Source organism: Salegentibacter sp. UBA1130, from assembly GCF_002311535.1.
Classification (GTDB): Bacteria; Bacteroidota; Bacteroidia; order Flavobacteriales; family Flavobacteriaceae; genus Salegentibacter; species Salegentibacter agarivorans.
The window spans coordinates 50,424-71,284 of sequence record NZ_DCAP01000001.1 but is presented as its reverse complement, the minus strand read 5'-3'; the positions used below and the strand labels follow the sequence as shown (position 1 = coordinate 71,284).

The window sequence follows — 20,861 nt, the reverse complement described above, 5'->3', positions numbered from 1 at the left end:
TAAATACTTTTTAGACGGCCTCTTGCGTTTAGGTATAAATTTTTGATTAGTTTTCAGCTAAAGTACCATCACTTTTCCAGGTATTTACCCCGGCAATCTGGTTATTATTGTAATCAACTTCAGTTAGTTTATCTGAAGACCAAAAGAACCATTTTCCGGTTTTTTCCCCTTCTGTATAGTTAGCCATACTTTGCTTTTTTCCATTGGTATCATATGCCACCCATTTTCCATGAAGTTTTCCATCCTTGTAAGTTCCCATTTGTTTTACAGAACCATCTTCATAATAGAAAGTTCCTTTTATAAGATCTCCCTCTTTTTCAAATTTTGGTTCCGGACTTTCCTGCGCCATAGCAGCTGCTCCAAAGGTAAAAATGGCAGCCATCAATATATTTTTTATCTTTTTCATAGTCTTTTTCTTTAAACTTTACTTTACAAAAATAGCTAAATGTTTACTTTAAAGCAACAATCACGTAACATTAAATTAACATTGAAATACTAAGGAACTGATAAACAGAAAACTAAACCCCTATTTTCGGCTTAACATAGAGATATCCTGAAAGAAATTTCATTAAAAAAATCTATTTTTAGAACCGGAAAAAAACTGTAAAGGAATGGCAAATACTAAAGCTTCAGTTGGTAAAACTTCCTTTTTCGAAAGCGCTTTAATTTTTCATAATTAGTTAAAGTGTTATTTTTTGCTCAGGTTGTTACTTCAGAATAGTAACAATTATATATATTTGTAATAGTAATAACAACATTATTGCTCTAATAAAAAACCCGCCTGCTCCAACAGACGGGTCTACAAAACTAAAGCTCCCTGATTATCATATAAGATAAAAGCATTAATAAATAAACTGTTTCCATATTAATATTTTTTATGGAACGTTATTAAATTAAGCAATACCAAGGATGGACCCCTTGGTATTCTTTTTTCAGCTATTGATGTCCCTTTACAATAGCGCTTCAGCTAAAATACAACTACTTTATAGTCAATTTAAAAATTTTGTTAAAAAAAGCTATCAAACAAAAACTGTTAATAGCCTGATAGGCTATTTGTTACAAATTTATCAACATCATAAAATTGACGAAACGCTCAAATTTTTGACTGTCTTCTAAACTTGATGGCTAAATTTTTCCCTAACCATCCTTATCCGGTATTATTTAAGTTTAAAATGGCTTAAGAATTAATTTTTAAAGGCGATTTTTCAAAAAAAAATGCAAAGCTTCTAGCGATTTTCTCTGCCTATTTTACCGCCAAACCCACCAGAACTTCTTACTTTTGCGCTACTTAAAATTTCAGGAATATTATGTATAGAAGTCATACCTGCGGAGAATTAAATGCAGCTTCAATTGGCCAGGAAGTAAAACTTTCGGGCTGGGTTCAAAAAATAAGGGACAAAGGATTTATGGTTTGGGTAGATCTGCGCGATCGTTACGGCATTACCCAGCTTATTTTTGATGAAGAGCGCTCTTCAAAAGAACTTATGGAAAAAGCTCAAAAACTGGGGCGCGAATTTGTTATTCAGGTTAGCGGAAAAGTAATTGAGCGGGAATCTAAAAATACAAATATTCCAACTGGTGAAATTGAAGTTTTAGTTGATGAAGTTAATATTCTCAACACTTCCCTTACACCTCCCTTTACTATTGAAAATGAAACCGATGGTGGCGAAGATCTTAGAATGAAATACCGTTACCTTGATATTAGACGAAATCCGGTAAAAAACAAGCTGAAATTTCGCCATAAAGTAGGAATGGAAGTAAGAAATTATCTTTCTAACCAGGATTTTGTTGAAGTGGAAACTCCATATTTAATAAAGTCTACTCCTGAAGGTGCCCGCGATTTTGTGGTACCAAGTAGAATGAACGAAGGTCAGTTTTACGCCCTTCCCCAATCGCCACAAACTTTTAAGCAATTGCTAATGGTTGGCGGAATGGATAAATATTTCCAGATCGTAAAATGTTTTAGGGATGAAGACCTTAGAGCCGACAGGCAGCCGGAATTCACACAAATTGACTGTGAAATGGCTTTTGTTGAACAGGAAGATATTCTGAATATTTTTGAAGGTTTAACCAGGCATTTATTGAAAGAAATCAATGGCGTAGACGTTGCCGAATTTCCAAGAATGACCTACTCTGAAGCGATGAAAAAATATGGGAATGACAAACCGGACATCAGATTTGGGATGGAGTTTGCCGAATTGAACGATTTGGCCAAAAACAAAGGTTTCAACGTTTTCGATCAGCAGGAATTAGTAGTGGGAATTGCGGTTCCGGGAGCGGCTTCTTTTACCAGAAAAGAAATAGACAAATTAATATCCTGGGTTAAAAGGCCACAGGTAGGCGCCAACGGACTCGTATGGGCAAAATATAACGAAGATGGAACTTTAAAATCTTCAGTAGATAAATTTTATTCAGAAGAAGATCTAAAAACCTGGGCAGAAGCTACCTCAGCAAAACCCGGAGATCTAATATTGTTAATGGCTGGTGACGCCAATAAAACCAGAACGCAACTAAGTGCTTTAAGAATGCATTTGGGTAATGAACTTGGTCTTAGAAAAGCTGATGAATTCGCTCCACTTTGGGTTGTAGATTTCCCATTACTGGAATGGGATGAAGAAACAAATCGTTTTCACGCGATGCACCATCCTTTTACCTCACCTAAAAAGGAAGATTTTGCTTTACTGGAGACTAAACCGGGAGAAGTTCGTGCCAATGCGTACGATTTGGTTTTAAACGGAAATGAAATTGGCGGTGGTTCTATAAGAATTCACGATAAGGAAACACAGGAAAAAATGTTCGATTATCTTGGCTTTACTCCAGAAGAGGCTAAAGCACAGTTCGGCTTTTTAATGGATGCCTTTCAATATGGAGCCCCTCCTCACGGCGGTATCGCTTTTGGTTTTGATAGACTGGTGGCCATTTTAGGCGGACAGGAAAGTATCAGGGATTTTATTGCTTTCCCAAAGAACAACAATGGCCGGGATGTAATGATAGATGCACCCGCAAAACTGGATGAAGCACAACTCAAAGAACTTCATTTACAGGTAAACTACCTGGAAGAAACTTCAAAGAATAGCCAGGGGAAATAATTTTTTCAATTAAAGGCAAACGCAAGAGCATTTAAATCTCGAGTATCGAGTAAAATTATAATTGATGAAAAATCCCGGGTTCACATCGGGATTTTTTTATCTTCATAAAAATTTTTGAGTGGACAATAAAGCTACAAAATTATTAATCCGTTTTTCAGACTGGAGTAACCGGCATTTAAGTCATCAACAATTTTTGATGATTTTAAGTGCTATTATAGGTTTTACTGCTGGTTTAGGTGCAGTGGTTATAAAAAACCTTACGCACTACATTCAGCGCTTACTAGAAGGAAATCTGATTATAAATTACCATCACGCTTTTTATTTTATTTTTCCACTTATAGGTTTAAGCCTTACGCTACTGGTAATTAAAGTAGTACTAAAGAAAAAGATTGGTCACGGGATTCCCTCTACGCTTTATGCAATTTCCCGCCGAAAAGGAATTATGCGTTCCTTTCAAATGTATGCCTCAATTATCACAGCTCCTTTAACAGTTGGTTTTGGAGGATCTGTGGGATTGGAAGGACCAACGGTGGCCACCGGTGCTTCCCTGGGATCTAATATTTCCCGGTTTTTTAAAATGAACCAAAGTTCACGTACATTACTTATTGGTTGCGCAGCTGCGGGCGCTATGTCGTCTATTTTTAAAGCACCTATCGCGGCGATTATCTTTGCGATCGAGGTTTTTAGCCTGGATCTCACTTTAATCTCCATGGTTCCATTGCTTATCGCTTCGGTTTCAGCTATTCTCACCTCCTATTTTTTCTTTGGTTCTGATATTATTTTGCCTGTAGATCTTCAAGACAATTTTAATATTTCTGAAGTGCCTTTTTATATTATTCTTGGTGTCCTCGCTGCCGGATGTTCTATGTATTTTACACATATTTATTTTAAGATAGGCGATGCTTTTAAAAAGATAGATTCTCTTTTCTATAGGTTATTGCTGGGTGGCCTGGGCCTTGGAATTCTTATCTATTTAATTCCACCGCTATATGGCGAAGGTTATAATGTTATAAATAACTTATTGGCTGAAGATTATTTAGAAGCTTTGGGAACCAATTTCTTTAATGATTATCTTGATAATATCTGGATTGTTATAATCCTCCTTGCTGGACTTGTAATTTTTAAAATCCTGGCTACTTCGCTCACCTTTGGAGCCGGCGGCATTGGCGGTATTTTTGCGCCGGTATTATTTATGGGGAGCGCTATGGGGCATTGCTTTGCACTAATTATAAACAATCTGGGAATATTAAAAACCCCCATTTCGGTAAGTAGTTTTACTATGGTTGGAATGGCCGGGTTAATGGCCGGGGTTTTGCACGCGCCACTTACTGCCATTTTCCTTATTGCAGAACTCACCGGCGGTTACGAACTCTTTGTTCCCTTAATGATTACCGCGGCCATTTCTTATATGATTACCAACCAGTTTCAGCCGCACTCGGTATATACCATGGAACTCGCAAAACGTGGCGATTTGTTAACCCACAATAAAGACCAGGCTGTATTAACGCTGTTGAATATTCAGCAGATTATAGAAAAAAACTTTGTTACCCTAAATATAGATATGAATCTTGGAGATGTTATTCACGACGGCGTAATAAAATCTTCCCGAAATCTTTTTCCCGTTATCGATGAAAATCGTAAATTCCTGGGAATTATATTATTAGATGATATTAGACCGATAATGTTTGACCAGAAAATGTATGAGGAAGTAAAGGTAAGCGATGTTATGCAGCGTGCCCCTGAAATTATAGACCTTAGAAAAGACCGGCCAAAAGATATAATGACCAAATTTCAGGAAACAAACGCATGGAACCTGCCTGTGGTAGAAGATGAGGTGTACGTTGGATTTATTTCTAAATCTAAACTATTAACCGCTTACCGTCAAAAACTAATAGAAGTAACCGTTTAATGCTATGAATACTGTTTTAAAAATATTGGGCATATTAATATTAATTGCCATTGGAGTAGGATTTTATTACCGCACTTTTGAAGATGTGGTACTGGGAGACCGTATAATTGGAATTGCAGTTTTAGCAAGTGCATTTATTTTAATGCCTATTTTCCTGTATGTGAGATGGAAAGGGAAACGGCTTCAAGACTACACTCTCACTAAAGAGAACATGGATAAAATGCGAGATAAAGGACTGGATTAAGTAGCTGTTTTAGAATACTTTCAAAAGAAAATCGAAAATATTGCACTGTCTTCAATAATATTGTACTAACTTTGCGCTTTATTAATTATTTATTTTATTATTACAATGGAAGGTACAGTTAAATTTTTCAATGAATCAAAAGGATACGGATTCATTACCAACGACGAAACAGGAAGAGACATCTTCGTACACATTACTGGTTTAGATGGCGAGAGCTTGAACGAAGGTGATAAAGTTGAGTACGTTGAAGTAGAAGGTAGAAAAGGAGTTAACGCTGCTGAAGTACGCGTTATAGAATAATATATATTATCCTATTTCAAGAACTTGAAAAGTCGCTTTTATAGCGGCTTTTTTTATGCCTTAATTTTATTGATTTAAACCTTGTTTTGGAGTGTAGCCATAACATTTTTTAAAGGTGTTTATAAAGTGCGGAACGCTTTTATATCCTAAAATGCCAGCCATTTCACTTACTGTATGTTTACCTAAAAGACTTTTAGCTTTCTTCATTCGTAAGTCTATAATAAAGCTTCTAATAGTTTTACCATACATCATTTTAAAATCTTTTTTTAGCTGAAGTTCATTTAAAAGTACTTTCCTGGCCAGTACTTTAATGGTTGGCGGATTTTTAAAGTTTTCAATTAAATATGCGTGGGCGGTTCTTATTTTTTCAAGGTTTTCTTCGCTAATCCCTTTCACTACTCCATTGCACAATTCCTCCTGGCAAAAATGTAAAGAAAGAAACAATTCTTTAAGCCTTAATTCAAGATAATATTTTTTAAAATCGGTATTCCAATCGTTTTTGGTTATCTCATTTAAAATATGATATAAACTATAATCTATAGGAAAATTACAGGCTCCCCATTTTTGAAAATTACCCTTAATAATATGATTATAGAAAGAATTATCTCCTACCCAGACTTCGTTTTTTAACAATTCAAGGTAGTATTCTTTTGATAGATAAACCGCCTGGTAGTGAGTAGGTTTATTGGCAGGCATTTCTATTGTGTTTACAGTATCACAATTATAACAGCAGTTAATTCTGCCCATCCCAAGGGGTGTTTTTTCCTTGGAAGAAACCAGTTGCGAATCACCTTTTCCTAAATAAGAAATTTGAATATATTCCCCGCTTATACTAAAGATATCGGTAAGATTTTTTTTATTCTCTATAAAGGTTTCAACAATAAATAAGCCTTTTGAAAACTGAATCTTACCTTTTGCCTGCAACCATGAATACGATTGGATATTTATTTCATCTTTAATGATTCCCAAATCTTTATTTCCTGAAAGATCCCGTGAAAACAAGGTTTCATTTACCTCTATTAATTTAGACTCAATATACATAATACCTTTACCGTAATTTTTATTCCCAAAACCGAAACAGGCTTAGCGCTTCAAAATATAAATTTGCCGCAAGTTATTTAAAATTAGTTTAAATAAGAATAATAAATTAAAATTGTGGTTCCAAATTTTACAATAAGTTTTATTTTACTGTTGCTGTCAGCCAGTATTCCTACCATATATGCTCAGCAAAAGGAAGCCAAAAACTTCGATATTTCTGGAATAATAGAAGATGAAAACGGGGAAGTACTAAAGGGCGCAAATATTACGGCTTCCAATCTAAATCAGAGTAAAAGCACGCAATCAGATTCCGAAGGAAAATATCAAATAAAGAATTTACAGCGTGGAGTTTTTTTACTGGAAATTCGTAAAGGTGACTTCATAGCTCATCATCAAATAGCGGTAAATCCAGAAAATCTACACCATAATATTACGATAAATACCTCAGAGAACGAATTAGATGAGGTACACCTAAGAGCAGATTCTTTCAAAACCAAAATGGAGAAAAAGGGATTTGCCCTTAATGTTGTAGAAACCGGGGAGGCCAGTATTAGAAATATTCAGACAAACGAATTACTAAACACTACGGTTGGAGTAAAAATTCGGCAAAATGGTGGTTTGGGCTCTCGTGCAGAATATAGTTTGAATGGTTTATCTGGTAGTGCCGTACGTATTTTTATAGATGGAATTCCCATTTCTACATTTGGTTCGTCCTATAACTTAAACAGTATTCCGCCATCAATGATTGAGCGAATTGAAGTCTATAAAGGCGTTGTTCCCGGCCATTTAGCTGACGATGCCCTGGGCGGCGCCATCAATATTGTACTTAATAAACAGTCTGATAAAAATATTAATGCGTCTATATCATATGGCTCATTCAATACTTTTCAGGCTAATGTAAATGGGTTGTACAGATTTGATAATTCTGGTTTTACCGTAAAAGCTTCTGCCTTTCATAACTATTCTGACAATGATTATGAAGTTTCAGGTCGAAGTATTGTAGTAACCGGTTTAGGTGGTCAGCAAACCCCAATTACCGCTAGACGTTTTAACGACGCCTACAGGTCTACCGGAGGTACGGTACAGGTAGGATATACAGATGTAAAATGGGCCGACCAGTTTTTTGTAGGTTTTACAGGTTCTGATGACTATAAAGAAGTGCAACATGGCGCATTCATGACTATTATGCCATACGAAGGAAGATTTCTTGAGTCTGACGCTTCTCTGGCTAACTTAACTTATCAAAAAGAAGATTTATTTACGCCAGGTTTAGATGTAAACGTTACCGGATATTATGGAAAGCGAAACCGCCAGGTAAATGATACGGTGCCCTGGGCTTATAGCTGGAACGGCGAAAGAGCCATAGATTTTAGAGGCAACGAATACAAATATACCTGGGGCTCACAGCAAGAAGGCGGATCAACGCTTGCGAAAATTAACCGCAACGTGGCCTCCATTAGAACTGGTGTAGCCTACGCTATTAGCGATAACCACACAATTTTAGCGAACCACGTTTATAGCGGAATTGATAGAGAAGATAGCGATAAACTACAATCTGTATTAGAAAATACCTTTGTAGGAACACGGGATTTAAACAAAAACATACTTTCGATAACCTATGAATTAAATGCTTTTAATGACAGGTTAAAAACCAATTTATTCGGGAAATATTATCAACAGAAAAGCATAAGTGTAGATCCTGAAATTCAAAGAAATCCAGATGGAAGCAGTGAAATTGTGGATGATGTTGTAAGCAGTAATAAAAAATATGAAGGCTATGGTTTTGCAGCTTCTTACGAGCTTAGCCCCACTATTACCCTATTGGCTTCGGCCGAAAAAGCAGTACGACTGCCAAACGAAACCGAAATATTTGGTAACGATGGGGATAATGTTGTGGCCAACGCAAGCATAAATCCTGAACAAAGTAACAATTATAATTTAGGGGTAAAACTAGGCACCTTTAACTTTAAGAAGCATCAATTTAATGCTTCAACAAATCTTTTTACCAGAAATATTAAAGATAGAATTGGTTTACCTATAGAGACTTCCTTAAATGTAGATGAAGAGTTAATTGTTTATGTAAACCAGGGTAGCGGTACTTCAAAAGGAATTGACGCACAGTTGGGTTATACCTATAATAATAATTTCGGACTTAATTTTAATATATCCCGATTCGATTTAAAAATTGAAAACCGTGGCGTAGAAATAGACGTCCCCAACACTCCATTTTTTACCATGAATGGAAACTTACTCTATTCAATTAAAAATTTAATTCAGAAAAACTCCATGCTAAACCTATTCTACACCATGTACTTTACCGATGAATTTTCATATCTGGTTCCGCAGGGTTCAAATACGGTAGGAGACGATTTCTTTAAAGTACCTCAGCAATTAGCGCAGGATCTTGGACTTAGCTACACCTTCCCCAACCAAAATTTTGTCATGAGTTTTGATGTAAAAAACATCTTTAACAAACCTGTTTACGACAATTTATCGGTGCAAAAACCGGGAAGAGCCTTTTACTTAAAATTAAATTATTCAATCAATAAATTTTAACCAATTATAAAAGATAATAATATGAAACGTAATTTTTTCAGCATTAAAACTTTTGCAACAATAGCAATGGCAACAGGCTTACTGGCTTCTTGTAGTAGCGATGACTCTCCTATAGACCCAGGACAGGAACCAGGTGAAAATGAAGACGGTAGATGGATTACCGTTGCCGCAGCCAGAATGGGAGAAAACCCTGGAGACGGTAATGGAGGCACACTAATCTACTCCATAAGTAGTGAAGACGCTAAAGACCCAAACGTATCTATAGAACCTTTTGATAACGGATTTATAGTACCTTCTAACAGAACTGCAAGGTTGCAATCTTCTGAAGACGGCAGCACAATATTTAATATTAGCTATGCCGGCGATACTGGAGGAAACTACACGAAATACAATGTAAATGGAGGTCAAAATTTTGAACAAACCGGAAGCGAAATTAGCATTGCTCCTTATGTAGGTTCTGCTCCAAGATGGATTAAATTATTTGACGGAGATCAAACAGGAGCTGCTGTATATGTAGATACCGAGCACCAGTTTGATGATGAGGATAATTATCTTCGTACCCAAGCTACTATGGGGATTGTCACCTTAGATTTACAGAATTCGGTAATAAAAGAGTTTAAAGAATCAAGTCTTCAACTAAGTGAAGAGTTGGAAGCACAAGGATATTATATTGGCAGAATTGATATGCCAACCTTAAATGCTACCGGAGATAAATTATACATTGGCGCTCGTATAAGTAAAGTAGACCCGGAAACCGGAGAAACAGATAGAAATGGTGAAGTTTTAGGTTCTAAAACCATTGTTTTAGACTACCCTTCTTTAGAAAACCCAACTATTATTACTTCTGAAGTTGGAAAGGGAAATACCAACGGTTATCGAAGCATTAATGCATTTTTGGTAAACGGAAGTGTTTACCAGGCAAACCAGGGAGATCCAAACGGTTCCCATATCTTAAAAATAGGTGCTAATAACCAGTATGATGATTCATACGTATTTAATTTAGATGAAGCATTAGGAGTGGAAGATGCCTATATTCTTGCCTGGAGACCTACCGCAAGCGGAAAAGCGGTTGTAGCTTATCGTCACGCAGGTTCTGCTGAAGGTGTAGCTGGAGCCCAGGGATATTTTGCGCTGGTAGATTTAGAAGCAAAAACTGCACAAAAAATAAATGAAATCCCATATAGCGAAGATTTCTACCTATTCCAATACCAGGGATTTGTAGTAGATGGAGATGAAGTTTATGTAACCGAAGCTCCCGTAGGAGAAAACGGAAATATTTATGTAATAGACACGCAAACCGGTGAGGTAACTAAAGGAGCCGAGCTGGTAAATGTAGAAGGAAGCCACTTTATAGGAGTTTTTTAGCCCTAAAAATATTTGAATTTGCCAAAAAGGGCTGACCGGAAATTCTTTTTCCGGTCAGTCTTATTTTAAGTTTTATACCAGAATCCATGACAAAGAAGAAGAAAAAATATACGTTTAGAAAATTACTGAACGATCTGCATTTATGGTTAGGGCTTGGCAGCGGGATTATCCTTTTCTTAGTTTGCCTAAGCGGAACTATCTTAACCTTCCAAACCGAAATAAAATCGCTTTTTGCTGAAGAATTAAAAGTAGACCCGCAACAAGGTAAACTAATTGCTATAGAAAATTTGCAGCAAAACCTTGAAAAAGAAGGAGCGGTTACCGGGCTTACGTTACCCAAAAACCCCAATAAAGCTTATGAATTCAAGGTGAAAACTTCGCCGGAAGATAGACGCGGCACTACTTTTTATGTAAATCAATATACCGGCGATTATCAGCAACTAGGTGAAAATCCTGCAGATGAATTCTTCTTCACAATGTTTAGAATGCATCGCTGGTTGTTATTCGATTCTGCTATTGGTAGACCTATCGTGGGAATTGCAACCATTATCTTTTTATTTCTATCTATAAGTGGAGTTGTACTTTGGTTTCCGAAGAAAAAAATAAAGTGGAAAACCCTAAAACCGGGCTTTAAAATTAAATGGTCTGCAAACTGGAAAAGGATTAACCATGATTTGCATAATACCCTTGGTTTCTATTCCTGCCTATTATTAATTGTAATGACGTTAACCGGATTATTCTGGTCTTTTGATTGGTATAAAGACCTCGGCAGTCAGGTTCTGGGAACCCAGGTTTTTGGTGGCCGCGGCGGACCAAAAATTGCTTCAGAAACTAATCCAGATTCTAAAACGCTGGAGCTTGCTGAAATCATTAATATTTCAAATCAAAATCTGGATTATCCCGGGGAGACATCTATTTCATTTCCACAGGACGAAAATGGTATTTTTTCCATTAGAAAATATGAAGCTGGCAACTGGTCGCCCAATACTTACGATATGCTGGTGATAGACCGTGACGGTAAAATTCTCAAAAAAGAGCTTTTTTCAGAAAAACCAGCAAATGTTCAGGTAGCTTCTTTAATAAAACCAATTCACACAGGAGAAATATTCGGGACTTTTTCAAAAATCCTTTATTTCCTGGCCTGCTTAATCGCCACGAGTTTACCAATTACCGGAACCATAATCTGGCTTAATAAAATGAAGAAAAAGAAAAAATAATCTCGATTATCACGTATTTATTTGGCGGTTTTCAGTTGTTCAGAAACTCCGGCAAGCATTTCCTTAACTAGGCTTTGCATGTCAAAATCGTGTTTCCATTGCCAGTCTTTTCTGGCTTCAGAATCATCTATGCTAGATGGCCAGGAATCGGCTATTTTTTGTCTAAAATCTGGGTCGTAGGAGATCTTGAAGTCAGGAATTTCCTTCTGAATAGCCTCGGCAAGAACCTTTGGGGTAAAACTCAAGGCCGAAAGATTATAAGAAGATCGCACCTTTATTTTTTCTGAAGGAGCTTCCATAATATCTACGGTAGCTTTAATCGCATCGTCCATATACATCATGGGCAGACCGGTATCTTCAGCTAAAAATGAAGTGTAGGCTTTATTCTTAAGGGCTTCGTGAAAAATTTCTATCGCATAATCTGTAGTTCCACCACCGGGAAGGGTTTTATAGCTTATAATGCCGGGATAACGCAAACTTCTTACATCTACGCCATATTTATCGTGAAAATATTCGCACCATCTTTCGCCGGTTTGCTTACTAATCCCGTAAACCGTAGAAGGTTCCATAATAGTAGTTTGTGGGGTATCGTTTTTAGGAGTTGTAGGGCCAAAAACTGCAATACTGGAAGGCCAAAAGACTTTCTCAATCTTTTTATCTTTAGCAAAATTCAAAATATGAAAAAGGGAATCCATATTAAGATTCCAGGCTTTCATTGGCGCTTTTTCGGCAGTTGCACTAAGCATCGCGGCCATAAGGTAAACCTCGGAGATTTCGTATTTATCAATAATGGTTTCAATTAATGGAGCATCAGTAGCATCGGCAATTTCAAAAGGCCCGGAATTCATTAATTCCTCATTTCCTTCCCTAATATCACTAGCCACTACCCGATCGTTTCCGTAGAGATCACGTAATTTCAGCGTTAACTCGGTTCCAATTTGCCCGCAAGCACCAATAATTAAAATTTTCCCGGCCATTGTATTGATTTTTCCGCAAATATATTTATTTAGATAGAGGTTTTCGCAATGAAACAGCCGAAACCTTTACTTTTTTTTAGAAATCTTTTATTGAAGGAAGGGTTTCGATACTTCTTCAATTAACAAAGTGAAATTAAAGAAAATTTCAAAGCTGAACAGAGGTAATAAATACTTCCTTTTGTAATTATTTAAATTGGAAATTTTTAGGTTAACTTTGTTAGGTATGAAAAAACTGGTTTTAATATTATCTATTTTACTCTGCTTTGCCTGCAATGAAAAATCTCAGACCGATGATAGTAATGGCAGTCAATTAGATTCAATTACCTTAAAGCAACCTTTAGAAACTACTAAGGAAGAAGTAATATTACTTCCTGAAGCACGAAAACATGCTATAAATTGGTTGGCGTATATCGCTGCCCAAAATGAAGTTGACCAATTAAGAAATTATAATCTACAACAAACCATAGAAAGCTCAAAACCAATCTCCCAGGTTATGGAATCGTTAAACACAAGCATTCCCGATTCTTTGAGCTCCAACGCGGTTAGGGCCCGCGCCAACGTTTTAACCACTAAAGCAAAAGTCCTGGAACAATTATCTCACCGCCGGCAATTAGATGCCGGTGCTATTACAGAAGTTGCCCGGGAAATCCCTGAAGAATTCAATAATTTTAAGATTCAGCTTAATGAGCTTTTCCTAAAAACCCTGGAAGATTTTGAAGATGAGCTGGACGAATTTAAAGCCGAAAGAGATACCATTTCTATAGATTCCCTTCCCCAGGCCAAATTGTAGTAGTCGTTTTTCTAATCCTGAGTGCAGAAAAATTGATATCTTCAATAAAAATTCTTCAAAATGAAAAAAATTATCGCACTGCTTTTTTTGTTTTTCAGTTTAAATATTGCAGCCCAGGAAAAATCTAAAATAGATAAGGTTTTAACCCAATGGCACCAAGCAGCCGCTGATGGTAACTTTGATAAATACTTCAGCTTAATTACCAAAGAGGGGGTTTTTATAGGCACCGATGCCACCGAGAACTGGCAGAATGATGATTTTCGTGAATTTTCAAAACCTTATTTTGATCAGGGTCAGGCCTGGAATTTCACCACTTTAGAACGAAATATTTATAACGATGAAAACAGTAAAACCGCATGGTTTGATGAACTTCTTGACACGCAAATGGGAATTTGTCGTGGCTCTGGCGTGCTTCTAAAAACTAAAGATGGCTGGAAAATTACTCATTATGTACTTTCTGTTACTGTACCCAACGAAAATGTGGAAGAAGTAACCCAATTAAAAAAGGAATTCGATCAAAATTTGATAAATCAAATTGATTAAACCTTCAGGTAAATCCAGCTTTTCCAGGATTAGTTTTTGCGAAAAATTCAATCAATTTTATACTTTGAATAATCCTCAGCTAAATATGCTACTTTTTAGTACTTTAGCGCGAGAATTCATAATAATTTAAACCACATATGAAAAAAATAAGTAATGTGCTCTTTTTATCGATTTTGGGAGCTGCAACCCTAACAAGTTGTCAAAACGATGATAAAGAAAGTAAAGAAAAAGAAGAGGTTCGCGGTATTAACCTTGCCTATATGGACACCACCGTAAGCGCTCAGGAAGATTTCTTTAGATACGTAAACGGAAAATGGGTAGATTCTACCGAGATCCCTTCAGACCAGACTACTTGGGGAAGTTTTATGGAATTGCGTGAGCGTACCGATGAGGATGCGATGGCTATTTTAGAAGGCGCTTCTGCTAACGATAGTTTAGACCCGTCTAGTGACCAGGCTAAAGCCGTTTACCTTTACAAAACAATTATGGATACCGTTGCCCGAAATGAAAAAGGCGTGGAACCGGTAAAACCATATTTGGCAAAAGTAGATGCTATTGAAAATAAGGAAGACCTCCAGGAATTTCTTACCGAAATGCAACAATATGGTGGCGCCGGATTTTTCTCTTTTGGGGTTCGTGCCGATGCTAAAAACAGTAATATGAATGCTGCTTACCTTTATCCTGCAGGATTGGGTTTACCAGATCGTGATTACTACGTAGCAGACGATTCAGATTCCAAAGAAAAAAGGGAAAAATATAAAGAGCATATTACCAGAATGCTTCAGTATATAGACTATTCTAAAGATGAAGCTGCAGATGCAGCCGAGCGTATTCTTGCTTTTGAAACCAGCCTTGCAGAACCTCAACTTGACAAAGTAGAGCGTCGTGATGCCCGTAACACTTATAACCCTAAAACTGTAGCCGAACTTAAAAATATGGTTTCAGCGATAGACTGGGATTCTTATTTTGAAGAAATTGGTGCTACAGATCTTGATACCATAATCGTTTCTCAACCAAACTATATGGAATCCCTTCAGGATGTTTTTGCTGGAAATTCTGTTAATGATTGGAAAGATTATCTAAAATGGAGCATTTTTAATGATGCGGCCAGCACACTTTCTACAGATATTGAAACTGCAAATTGGGAGTTTTACAGCAAAACCCTACAAGGTGCACAAGAACAACGCCCAAGAAAAGAACGTGCTTTACAAACTGTAAACGGTACTCTGGGAGAAGCACTTGGTAAATTATATGTAGACGAACATTTCCCTGCTGAAGCTAAAGAAAAAGCTCAGGAAATGATTTCAAATCTTATTAAAGCTTACGAAAACAGGATAGACAACCTTAGCTGGATGGGCGAAGAAACCAAGAAAAAAGCCAAGGAAAAGCTAGGAACCACCACTATTAAAGTTGGTTATCCAGACGAATGGAAAGACTACAGCGATCTAGAAATAGTAAATGTTGAAAACGGTGGGTCTTATTTCCAGAATATGATGAATACCAGCAAATGGAGAGTTGCCGATAATATGGCAGACCTTGGACAACCGGTAGACAAAACCGAATGGTTTATGCCACCACAAACCGTTAACGCCTATTACAACCCAAGCTATAACGAAATTGTATTCCCTGCAGCTATTCTTCAGCCACCTTTTTATGATTATAAAGCTGATGCTGCTGTAAATTACGGCGGAATTGGAGCTGTAATTGGTCACGAAATCTCTCACGGCTTTGATGATAGCGGTTCTCGTTTTGATGCCGAAGGAAACCTTAATAACTGGTGGACAGACGAAGATCTTAAACAGTTTGAAGCTCTTGGAAAAGATCTTGCAGACCAATACAGCAATATTGAAGTTTTAGACAGTGTTTTCATCAACGGTCAATTTACTTTAGGTGAAAATATTGGTGATCTTGGTGGCGTTAACGCTGCTTATGACGGGTTACAAATTCATTTAGAAGAACACGGAGATCCCGGAAAAATAGATGGATTTACTCCAGATGAACGTTTCTTTATGTCCTGGGCTACTGTTTGGAGAACAAAAATGCGTGACGAAGCCTTGAAAAACAGAATCAAGACCGATCCTCATTCTCCTGGAATGTACAGAGCTTATGTACCGCTTCAGAACATTGATGCATTTTATACCACTTTTGATATTAAAGAAGGTGATAAAATGTATGTTGCCCCAGAAGATCGAGTGAAGATCTGGTAATAAATTTCTTAGGAAGTATTTTAATAAAAGTATAGACCTCACAGTCCCGATCGCCATTGGGACAGTGAGGTTTTTCTTTACCAAAAAGTAGACCTCACAGGTATTGTAGACCTGTGAGGTCTTTTTATTTTATCGTCATCCTGAATTTATTTCAGAGCCTGCCCCGATTTTTGATCGGGGATCTAAGATGTTGATATTCAAATCAAGTTAGAAGCTGAAACAAGTTCAGCTTGACGAATTTAGAACTTTTTAGACAGTTTTTTTATAACCACTAGTCACTGAAACAATGCGGTTAGAATAAAGTTTTTTCCAGAAGTTTTTCACTCAAAATGTAAAAAAGCATCTTCAAGATGTTCTACTTGTATTCCGGCTTTGTTCTTTATTATCGCAATAATATCAAAACGGGTTTCAAGGTTTAATTGATTGTCATTCAAAAAAAAATCGGCAGCCTTTACAAGCTGCCGAATTTGTTTAGGCTTTACAAAACTTTGTGGGTCCCCAAAATCGGGTGTGCTTCTTGTTTTAACTTCTACTACTACCAAAGTGCTATGCTTCCGGGCTAAAATGTCTATTTCCGCTTTGTTATAAACATAATTTTGAGCCAGAATTTCATAACCTTGTTTTAAAAGGTACTCTAAAGCGAGGCGTTCACCCAATTCCCCCAAAGCGTTATGCTGAGCCATAAAGTGAATTTAGGATTTATTCCAGGTTTCTATACTTGGGGATTTCCCGTAAAAAATAACTAATTCACTAGCATTATACTGGCAACTTTTAAATCTAAACTTTCAATTTCCTCTTTACTGGCTTCAATTATGCGATCACCATAAAACTTATTGGCTACTTCTTCTTTGGGTGCCAGGAACACTCTTAAATTAGAATTTTCCAGTTTCCCGTTATTCCACATAACCGCACCTCCATAGTCCCATCCAAATCCGTAGAAAGAGATCTCCTTTTCATTAAGCTTATTCAAAGCTTCATACATGGTTCCTATTTCAATGCCCTCTGTAGATTTCCATTTTCCATTTTCAGAAAACCGAATATCAAAAATTTCTTTACGATCTTCAGTTTTCCAGGTAATATGCAATTCATCGGGCGTATCGGGATACATTACGGTATAGGCCCGCTCTACTGTTCCTTCTCCAAACATGCCGGTATCTTCAAGAAAATCTGCTTCAGGATAATTTGCCTTCAATTCCTCAGCATTATAATTTGTAAGGTTTTCAACCACAAATTTATCTTTAGACATTTTGCTATTAGAACTTCCACAGGCTGCAAGACTAAGTACAATAATTATTAAGCTTAATTTTTTCATTGGTTAATTTTTATCGATTTAAAACTTTTGGTATTCGAATTAAATTTAAAGGCTAAATTGAGGAACATTTCCTATAGACGCCTTCTGTTTTACAAGAATTTAACGCGTATTTTTAAGGAGTTGCTTACCTTTGCGCCCTCAATAAATTTTAAGATAAATGAATAATACTCCACAGCGATACACTATTACCGCAGCATTACCATACACCAACGGCCCCATACATATTGGCCATCTTGCAGGTGTTTATGTTCCAGCCGATATTTATGCCCGTTATTTACGAATGCAGGGCAATGATGTGGCTTTTGTTTGCGGAAGTGATGAGCACGGAGTTCCTATTACCATAAAAGCAAAGAAAGAAGGCGTTACGCCGCAGGATATCGTTGACAAGTACGATGGAATTATCAGGAAATCTTTCGAAGATTTTGGCGTTTCTTTTAATAATTACTCAAGAACTTCAGCTAAAGTACATCACGATACCGCTTCGGCATTTTTCAAAAAGATGTATGAAGATGGGAAGTTTATTGAAGAAACCACCCAACAACTTTACGACGAAAAAGCAGGACAATTCCTGGCCGATAGGTTTGTAACCGGAACCTGCCCAAAATGCGGAAACGAGGAGGCCTATGGCGACCAATGTGAAAGCTGCGGAACTTCGCTAAACGCCACAGATCTTATTAATCCAAAATCGGCAATTACCGGTGAAGTACCCACTTTAAAAGAAACCCGTCACTGGTTTTTACCTTTAGATCAATACCAGGAATGGTTAGATGAGTGGATCGTAAAAGGGCACGCTCACGACTGGAAAAGCAATGTTCACGGGCAGGTGAAATCCTGGTTAAACGATGGTTTGCGCGCAAGAGCCGTAACTCGTGATTTGGATTGGGGAATTCCTGTCCCTGTAGAAGGTGGTGCCGGTAAAGTACTTTACGTTTGGTTTGATGCGCCAATTGGCTACATTTCTTCTACCAAAGAATGGGCAGAACGCGAAGGCAAGGACTGGGAGCCTTACTGGAAAGACGAAAACACGAAACTTGTACACTTTATAGGAAAAGATAACATTGTTTTTCACTGTATTATTTTCCCTGTGATGCTGAAAGCACACGGCGAATACATCTTGCCAGAAAATGTTCCGGCAAACGAATTCCTTAATTTAGAAGGAAAAAAACTTTCTACCTCCAAAAACTGGGCAGTCTGGTTGCACGAATACCTGGAAGATTTTCCAAACCAGCAGGATGTTTTACGCTATGTTTTAACTGCAAACGCTCCTGAAGCCAAAGACAATGATTTTACCTGGAAAGATTTCCAGGCCAGGAATAATAATGAATTGGTAGCTATTTTCGGGAATTTTATTAATCGCGTAGTTGTACTAACCAATAAATATTACTCCGGAATTGTTCCAAAACCTAATGATTATTCTGAAGTGGACGAGCAAACCATTGCCGAGCTAAAAGCCTATCCGGCGGTTATTGCAAGTTCTATTGAAAAATACCGTTTCCGCGAAGCGCAAGGTGAATTAATGAATTTAGCCAGATTAGGAAACAAATATTTAGCCGATGAGGAACCCTGGAAACTCATTAAAACCGATGAAGAACGTGTAAAAACAGTGATGTATGTGGCATTACAAATCGCATCAGCGCTAGCTACTTTAAGCGAACCATTTTTACCATTTTCTTCAGCGAAACTTCAAAAAATGCTGAATTTCACCGATGCTGAAAGTCAACTTTCCGGCAAGGAATATTCACAATGGGATAAGATCGCTACACGTGATTCTTTACTCCCCGCGGGGCACCAAATTGGAAAAGCAGAATTGCTTTTCAGCAAAATAGAAGATGCCCAAATGCAGCAACAATTAGACAAACTGGAAGCCACAAAAACTGCTAATGCAGCCGAAAACAATAAGGTAGAACCTCAAAAAGAAACTGCTAGTTTTGAAGATTTCACCAAAATGGATTTGCGTGTAGGAACTATTATTGAAGCCCATAAGATGCCTAAAACCAAAAAATTAATGGTGATAAAAGTAGACACCGGTCTGGATCAAAGAACGGTAGTTTCAGGAATCGCTGAGCATTATAAGGCAGAAGAAATTCTTGGTAAAAAAGTGACTGTTTTGGCCAATTTAGCACCAAGAAAACTGCGTGGTGTAGAAAGTGAAGGAATGATTTTAATGACAGAAAATTCAGCCGGAAAACTGGTTTTTGTAAATCCAGATGAAGATGGTGTAGAACCGGGCGCAACGATAAATTAGTTGTTTTACTCAAATAATAAAAAACCTCACAGGTTTCAAAACCTGTGAGGTTTACTCTTTATAAATGCTCAAAATCGCCTACCATCCTATCTACAAACATCCTTTACCTGAAGGTCACCGTTTCCCGATGGAAAAATATGAATTGCTGCCAAGGCAATTACTTCACGAAGGAACCTGTAGCGCAGAAAATTTCTTTGAGCCGGAATTTCCAACCGATAAATATATTCTAAAAGCTCACGATGCTGATTATTTTGAACGCTTACGTGATTTAAAACTTAGCACCAGGGAAATTAGAAAAAGTGGCTTTCCACTTTCCGAAGCTTTAGTGAAACGGGAAATGATCATCGCCGATGGTACGATGAAAGCCGTGCATTATTCCCTGGAACATGGAATTGCTTTTAATATTGCCGGAGGTACTCATCACGCTTATTCTAACCGGGCCGAAGCATTTTGCTTACTTAACGACCAGGCAATTGCCGCAAGATATTTTCAGTATAAAAATTTAGCTGAAAAAATTCTTATTGTAGACCTGGATGTTCACCAGGGAAATGGAACAGCAGAGATCTTTCAGGATGATTCTTCGGTTTTTACTTTTTCTATGCACGGAAAAGGTAATTATCCGTTCAAAAAAGAAAAGTCAGATCTCGATATTGAAGTCCCCGACGGCAGTGGTGATATTGAATATCTAAAACTACTAAAAGAGACATTACCTGATTTAATAGAAAAACAAAAACCAGATTTTATCTTTTACTTAAGCGGTGTTGATATTTTAGAGAGTGATAAACTCGGCCTACTCTCCTGCACGGTAAATGGCTGCAAAGAAAGAGACAGGTTTGTTTTGCAAACCTGCTACGATTTAAACATTCCGGTTCAATGCAGTATGGGTGGCGGTTATTCTAAAGAAATTAGGGTGATTATTGAAGCCCATGCTAATACTTACCGACTGGCTAAAGAAATTTACTTTTAGCAAAATTTGCCGTTTTAAAAAATTCACTTTCCGCTTTTTAATTACCAGGAAATTTTTAGCAATTTCAATAGAAAAATAAAACAGGTGATGGAAAAATGCTTT

Annotated in this window: 17 protein-coding genes; 12 read left to right on the top strand and 5 right to left on the bottom strand. The window is 37.2% G+C overall.

The annotated features are described in order from the left end of the window. Nucleotides 1-46: 46 nt before the first annotated feature. Nucleotides 47-406 (bottom strand): toxin-antitoxin system YwqK family antitoxin, encoded by a 360-nt coding sequence (locus B4F31_RS00350; protein ID WP_286760326.1) that lies wholly within the window; start codon nucleotides 404-406, stop codon nucleotides 47-49. 901 nt (nucleotides 407-1,307) lie between these two features. Here B4F31_RS00350 and aspS point away from each other — a divergent pair. The 4 genes from aspS to B4F31_RS00330 all read left to right on the top strand — a co-directional run bounded on the left by aspS (nucleotide 1,308) and on the right by B4F31_RS00330 (nucleotide 5,542). Next, nucleotides 1,308-3,089: an aspartate--tRNA ligase gene (aspS, locus tag B4F31_RS00345; RefSeq protein ID WP_286760325.1), complete on the top strand. Its 1,782-nt coding sequence runs from the start codon at nucleotides 1,308-1,310 to the stop codon at nucleotides 3,087-3,089. 118 nt (nucleotides 3,090-3,207) lie between these two features. Then, entirely contained in the window at nucleotides 3,208-4,998 is a 1,791-nt protein-coding gene (locus B4F31_RS00340; protein WP_286760324.1) for a chloride channel protein, read from the top strand. A gap of 4 nt (nucleotides 4,999-5,002) precedes the next feature. Further along, on the top strand, nucleotides 5,003-5,242 hold the full coding sequence (locus B4F31_RS00335; protein ID WP_075325141.1) for a hypothetical protein: 240 nt from the start codon (nucleotides 5,003-5,005) through the stop codon (nucleotides 5,240-5,242). A 105-nt stretch (nucleotides 5,243-5,347) separates the two neighbouring features. Next, a complete protein-coding gene (locus tag B4F31_RS00330; RefSeq protein ID WP_037318850.1) occupies nucleotides 5,348-5,542 on the top strand; it encodes a cold-shock protein in 195 nt (64 codons plus the stop codon). A 66-nt stretch (nucleotides 5,543-5,608) separates the two neighbouring features. On the opposite strand, the gene B4F31_RS00325 is transcribed toward B4F31_RS00330, so the two are convergent. Then, nucleotides 5,609-6,583 carry a helix-turn-helix transcriptional regulator gene (locus B4F31_RS00325; protein WP_286760323.1) on the bottom strand — a complete coding sequence of 325 codons (975 nt, stop codon included), beginning with the start codon at nucleotides 6,581-6,583 and terminating at the stop codon, nucleotides 5,609-5,611. Between the two features lie 114 nt (nucleotides 6,584-6,697). Between B4F31_RS00325 and B4F31_RS00320 the strand changes: the two genes are divergently transcribed. The 3 genes from B4F31_RS00320 to B4F31_RS00310 all read left to right on the top strand — a co-directional run bounded on the left by B4F31_RS00320 (nucleotide 6,698) and on the right by B4F31_RS00310 (nucleotide 11,718). Next, nucleotides 6,698-9,136, top strand: coding sequence for a TonB-dependent receptor (locus B4F31_RS00320; RefSeq protein ID WP_286760322.1), 2,439 nt, complete (start codon nucleotides 6,698-6,700; stop codon nucleotides 9,134-9,136). Nucleotides 9,137-9,157: 21 nt separating this feature from the next. Continuing rightward, on the top strand, nucleotides 9,158-10,501 hold the full coding sequence (locus tag B4F31_RS00315) for a hypothetical protein (protein WP_075325143.1): 1,344 nt from the start codon (nucleotides 9,158-9,160) through the stop codon (nucleotides 10,499-10,501). A gap of 86 nt (nucleotides 10,502-10,587) precedes the next feature. Further along, nucleotides 10,588-11,718, top strand: coding sequence for a PepSY-associated TM helix domain-containing protein (locus B4F31_RS00310; RefSeq protein ID WP_286760321.1), 1,131 nt, complete (start codon nucleotides 10,588-10,590; stop codon nucleotides 11,716-11,718). 17 nt (nucleotides 11,719-11,735) lie between these two features. Here B4F31_RS00310 and B4F31_RS00305 read toward each other — a convergent pair whose 3' ends face one another. Further along, nucleotides 11,736-12,695: an NAD-dependent epimerase/dehydratase family protein gene (locus tag B4F31_RS00305; protein ID WP_093305646.1), complete on the bottom strand. Its 960-nt coding sequence runs from the start codon at nucleotides 12,693-12,695 to the stop codon at nucleotides 11,736-11,738. 223 nt (nucleotides 12,696-12,918) lie between these two features. On the opposite strand from B4F31_RS00305, the gene B4F31_RS00300 reads away from it, so the two are divergent. The 3 genes from B4F31_RS00300 (at nucleotide 12,919) to B4F31_RS00290 (ending at nucleotide 16,235) form a co-directional block, all read left to right on the top strand. Further along, entirely contained in the window at nucleotides 12,919-13,485 is a 567-nt protein-coding gene (locus tag B4F31_RS00300) for a hypothetical protein (protein WP_286760320.1), read from the top strand. Between the two features lie 60 nt (nucleotides 13,486-13,545). Then, entirely contained in the window at nucleotides 13,546-14,028 is a 483-nt protein-coding gene (locus B4F31_RS00295; protein WP_286760319.1) for a nuclear transport factor 2 family protein, read from the top strand. Nucleotides 14,029-14,165: 137 nt separating this feature from the next. Then, nucleotides 14,166-16,235: a M13 family metallopeptidase gene (locus B4F31_RS00290; protein ID WP_075325148.1), complete on the top strand. Its 2,070-nt coding sequence runs from the start codon at nucleotides 14,166-14,168 to the stop codon at nucleotides 16,233-16,235. A gap of 320 nt (nucleotides 16,236-16,555) precedes the next feature. Here the strand turns inward: B4F31_RS00290 and B4F31_RS00285 are convergent, their stop codons facing one another. Both B4F31_RS00285 and B4F31_RS00280 read right to left on the bottom strand, forming a co-directional pair. Then, nucleotides 16,556-16,918: a YraN family protein gene (locus B4F31_RS00285; protein WP_075325149.1), complete on the bottom strand. Its 363-nt coding sequence runs from the start codon at nucleotides 16,916-16,918 to the stop codon at nucleotides 16,556-16,558. 59 nt (nucleotides 16,919-16,977) lie between these two features. Beyond that, nucleotides 16,978-17,547: a hypothetical protein gene (locus tag B4F31_RS00280; protein ID WP_286760318.1), complete on the bottom strand. Its 570-nt coding sequence runs from the start codon at nucleotides 17,545-17,547 to the stop codon at nucleotides 16,978-16,980. 157 nt (nucleotides 17,548-17,704) lie between these two features. Between B4F31_RS00280 and metG the strand changes: the two genes are divergently transcribed. Together metG and B4F31_RS00270 are read left to right on the top strand one after the other, a co-directional pair. Next, entirely contained in the window at nucleotides 17,705-19,792 is a 2,088-nt protein-coding gene (metG, locus tag B4F31_RS00275) for a methionine--tRNA ligase (protein ID WP_075325151.1), read from the top strand. Between the two features lie 64 nt (nucleotides 19,793-19,856). Next, on the top strand, nucleotides 19,857-20,759 hold the full coding sequence (locus B4F31_RS00270; protein ID WP_286760317.1) for a histone deacetylase family protein: 903 nt from the start codon (nucleotides 19,857-19,859) through the stop codon (nucleotides 20,757-20,759). Nucleotides 20,760-20,861: the final 102 nt, after the last annotated feature.

Coding starts and splice junctions, on each gene's coding strand:
- B4F31_RS00300 (WP_286760320.1), top strand. CDS start 12,919: ATGAAAAAACTGGTTTTAATATTATCTATTTTACTCTGCTTTGCCTGC.
- metG (WP_075325151.1), top strand. CDS start 17,705: ATGAATAATACTCCACAGCGATACACTATTACCGCAGCATTACCATAC.
- aspS (WP_286760325.1), top strand. CDS start 1,308: ATGTATAGAAGTCATACCTGCGGAGAATTAAATGCAGCTTCAATTGGC.
- B4F31_RS00285 (WP_075325149.1), bottom strand. CDS start 16,918: ATGGCTCAGCATAACGCTTTGGGGGAATTGGGTGAACGCCTCGCTTTA.
- B4F31_RS00315 (WP_075325143.1), top strand. CDS start 9,158: ATGAAACGTAATTTTTTCAGCATTAAAACTTTTGCAACAATAGCAATG.
- B4F31_RS00335 (WP_075325141.1), top strand. CDS start 5,003: ATGAATACTGTTTTAAAAATATTGGGCATATTAATATTAATTGCCATT.
- B4F31_RS00270 (WP_286760317.1), top strand. CDS start 19,857: ATGCTCAAAATCGCCTACCATCCTATCTACAAACATCCTTTACCTGAA.
- B4F31_RS00305 (WP_093305646.1), bottom strand. CDS start 12,695: ATGGCCGGGAAAATTTTAATTATTGGTGCTTGCGGGCAAATTGGAACC.
- B4F31_RS00280 (WP_286760318.1), bottom strand. CDS start 17,547: ATGAAAAAATTAAGCTTAATAATTATTGTACTTAGTCTTGCAGCCTGT.
- B4F31_RS00295 (WP_286760319.1), top strand. CDS start 13,546: ATGAAAAAAATTATCGCACTGCTTTTTTTGTTTTTCAGTTTAAATATT.
- B4F31_RS00330 (WP_037318850.1), top strand. CDS start 5,348: ATGGAAGGTACAGTTAAATTTTTCAATGAATCAAAAGGATACGGATTC.
- B4F31_RS00310 (WP_286760321.1), top strand. CDS start 10,588: ATGACAAAGAAGAAGAAAAAATATACGTTTAGAAAATTACTGAACGAT.
- B4F31_RS00290 (WP_075325148.1), top strand. CDS start 14,166: ATGAAAAAAATAAGTAATGTGCTCTTTTTATCGATTTTGGGAGCTGCA.
- B4F31_RS00325 (WP_286760323.1), bottom strand. CDS start 6,583: ATGTATATTGAGTCTAAATTAATAGAGGTAAATGAAACCTTGTTTTCA.
- B4F31_RS00350 (WP_286760326.1), bottom strand. CDS start 406: ATGAAAAAGATAAAAAATATATTGATGGCTGCCATTTTTACCTTTGGA.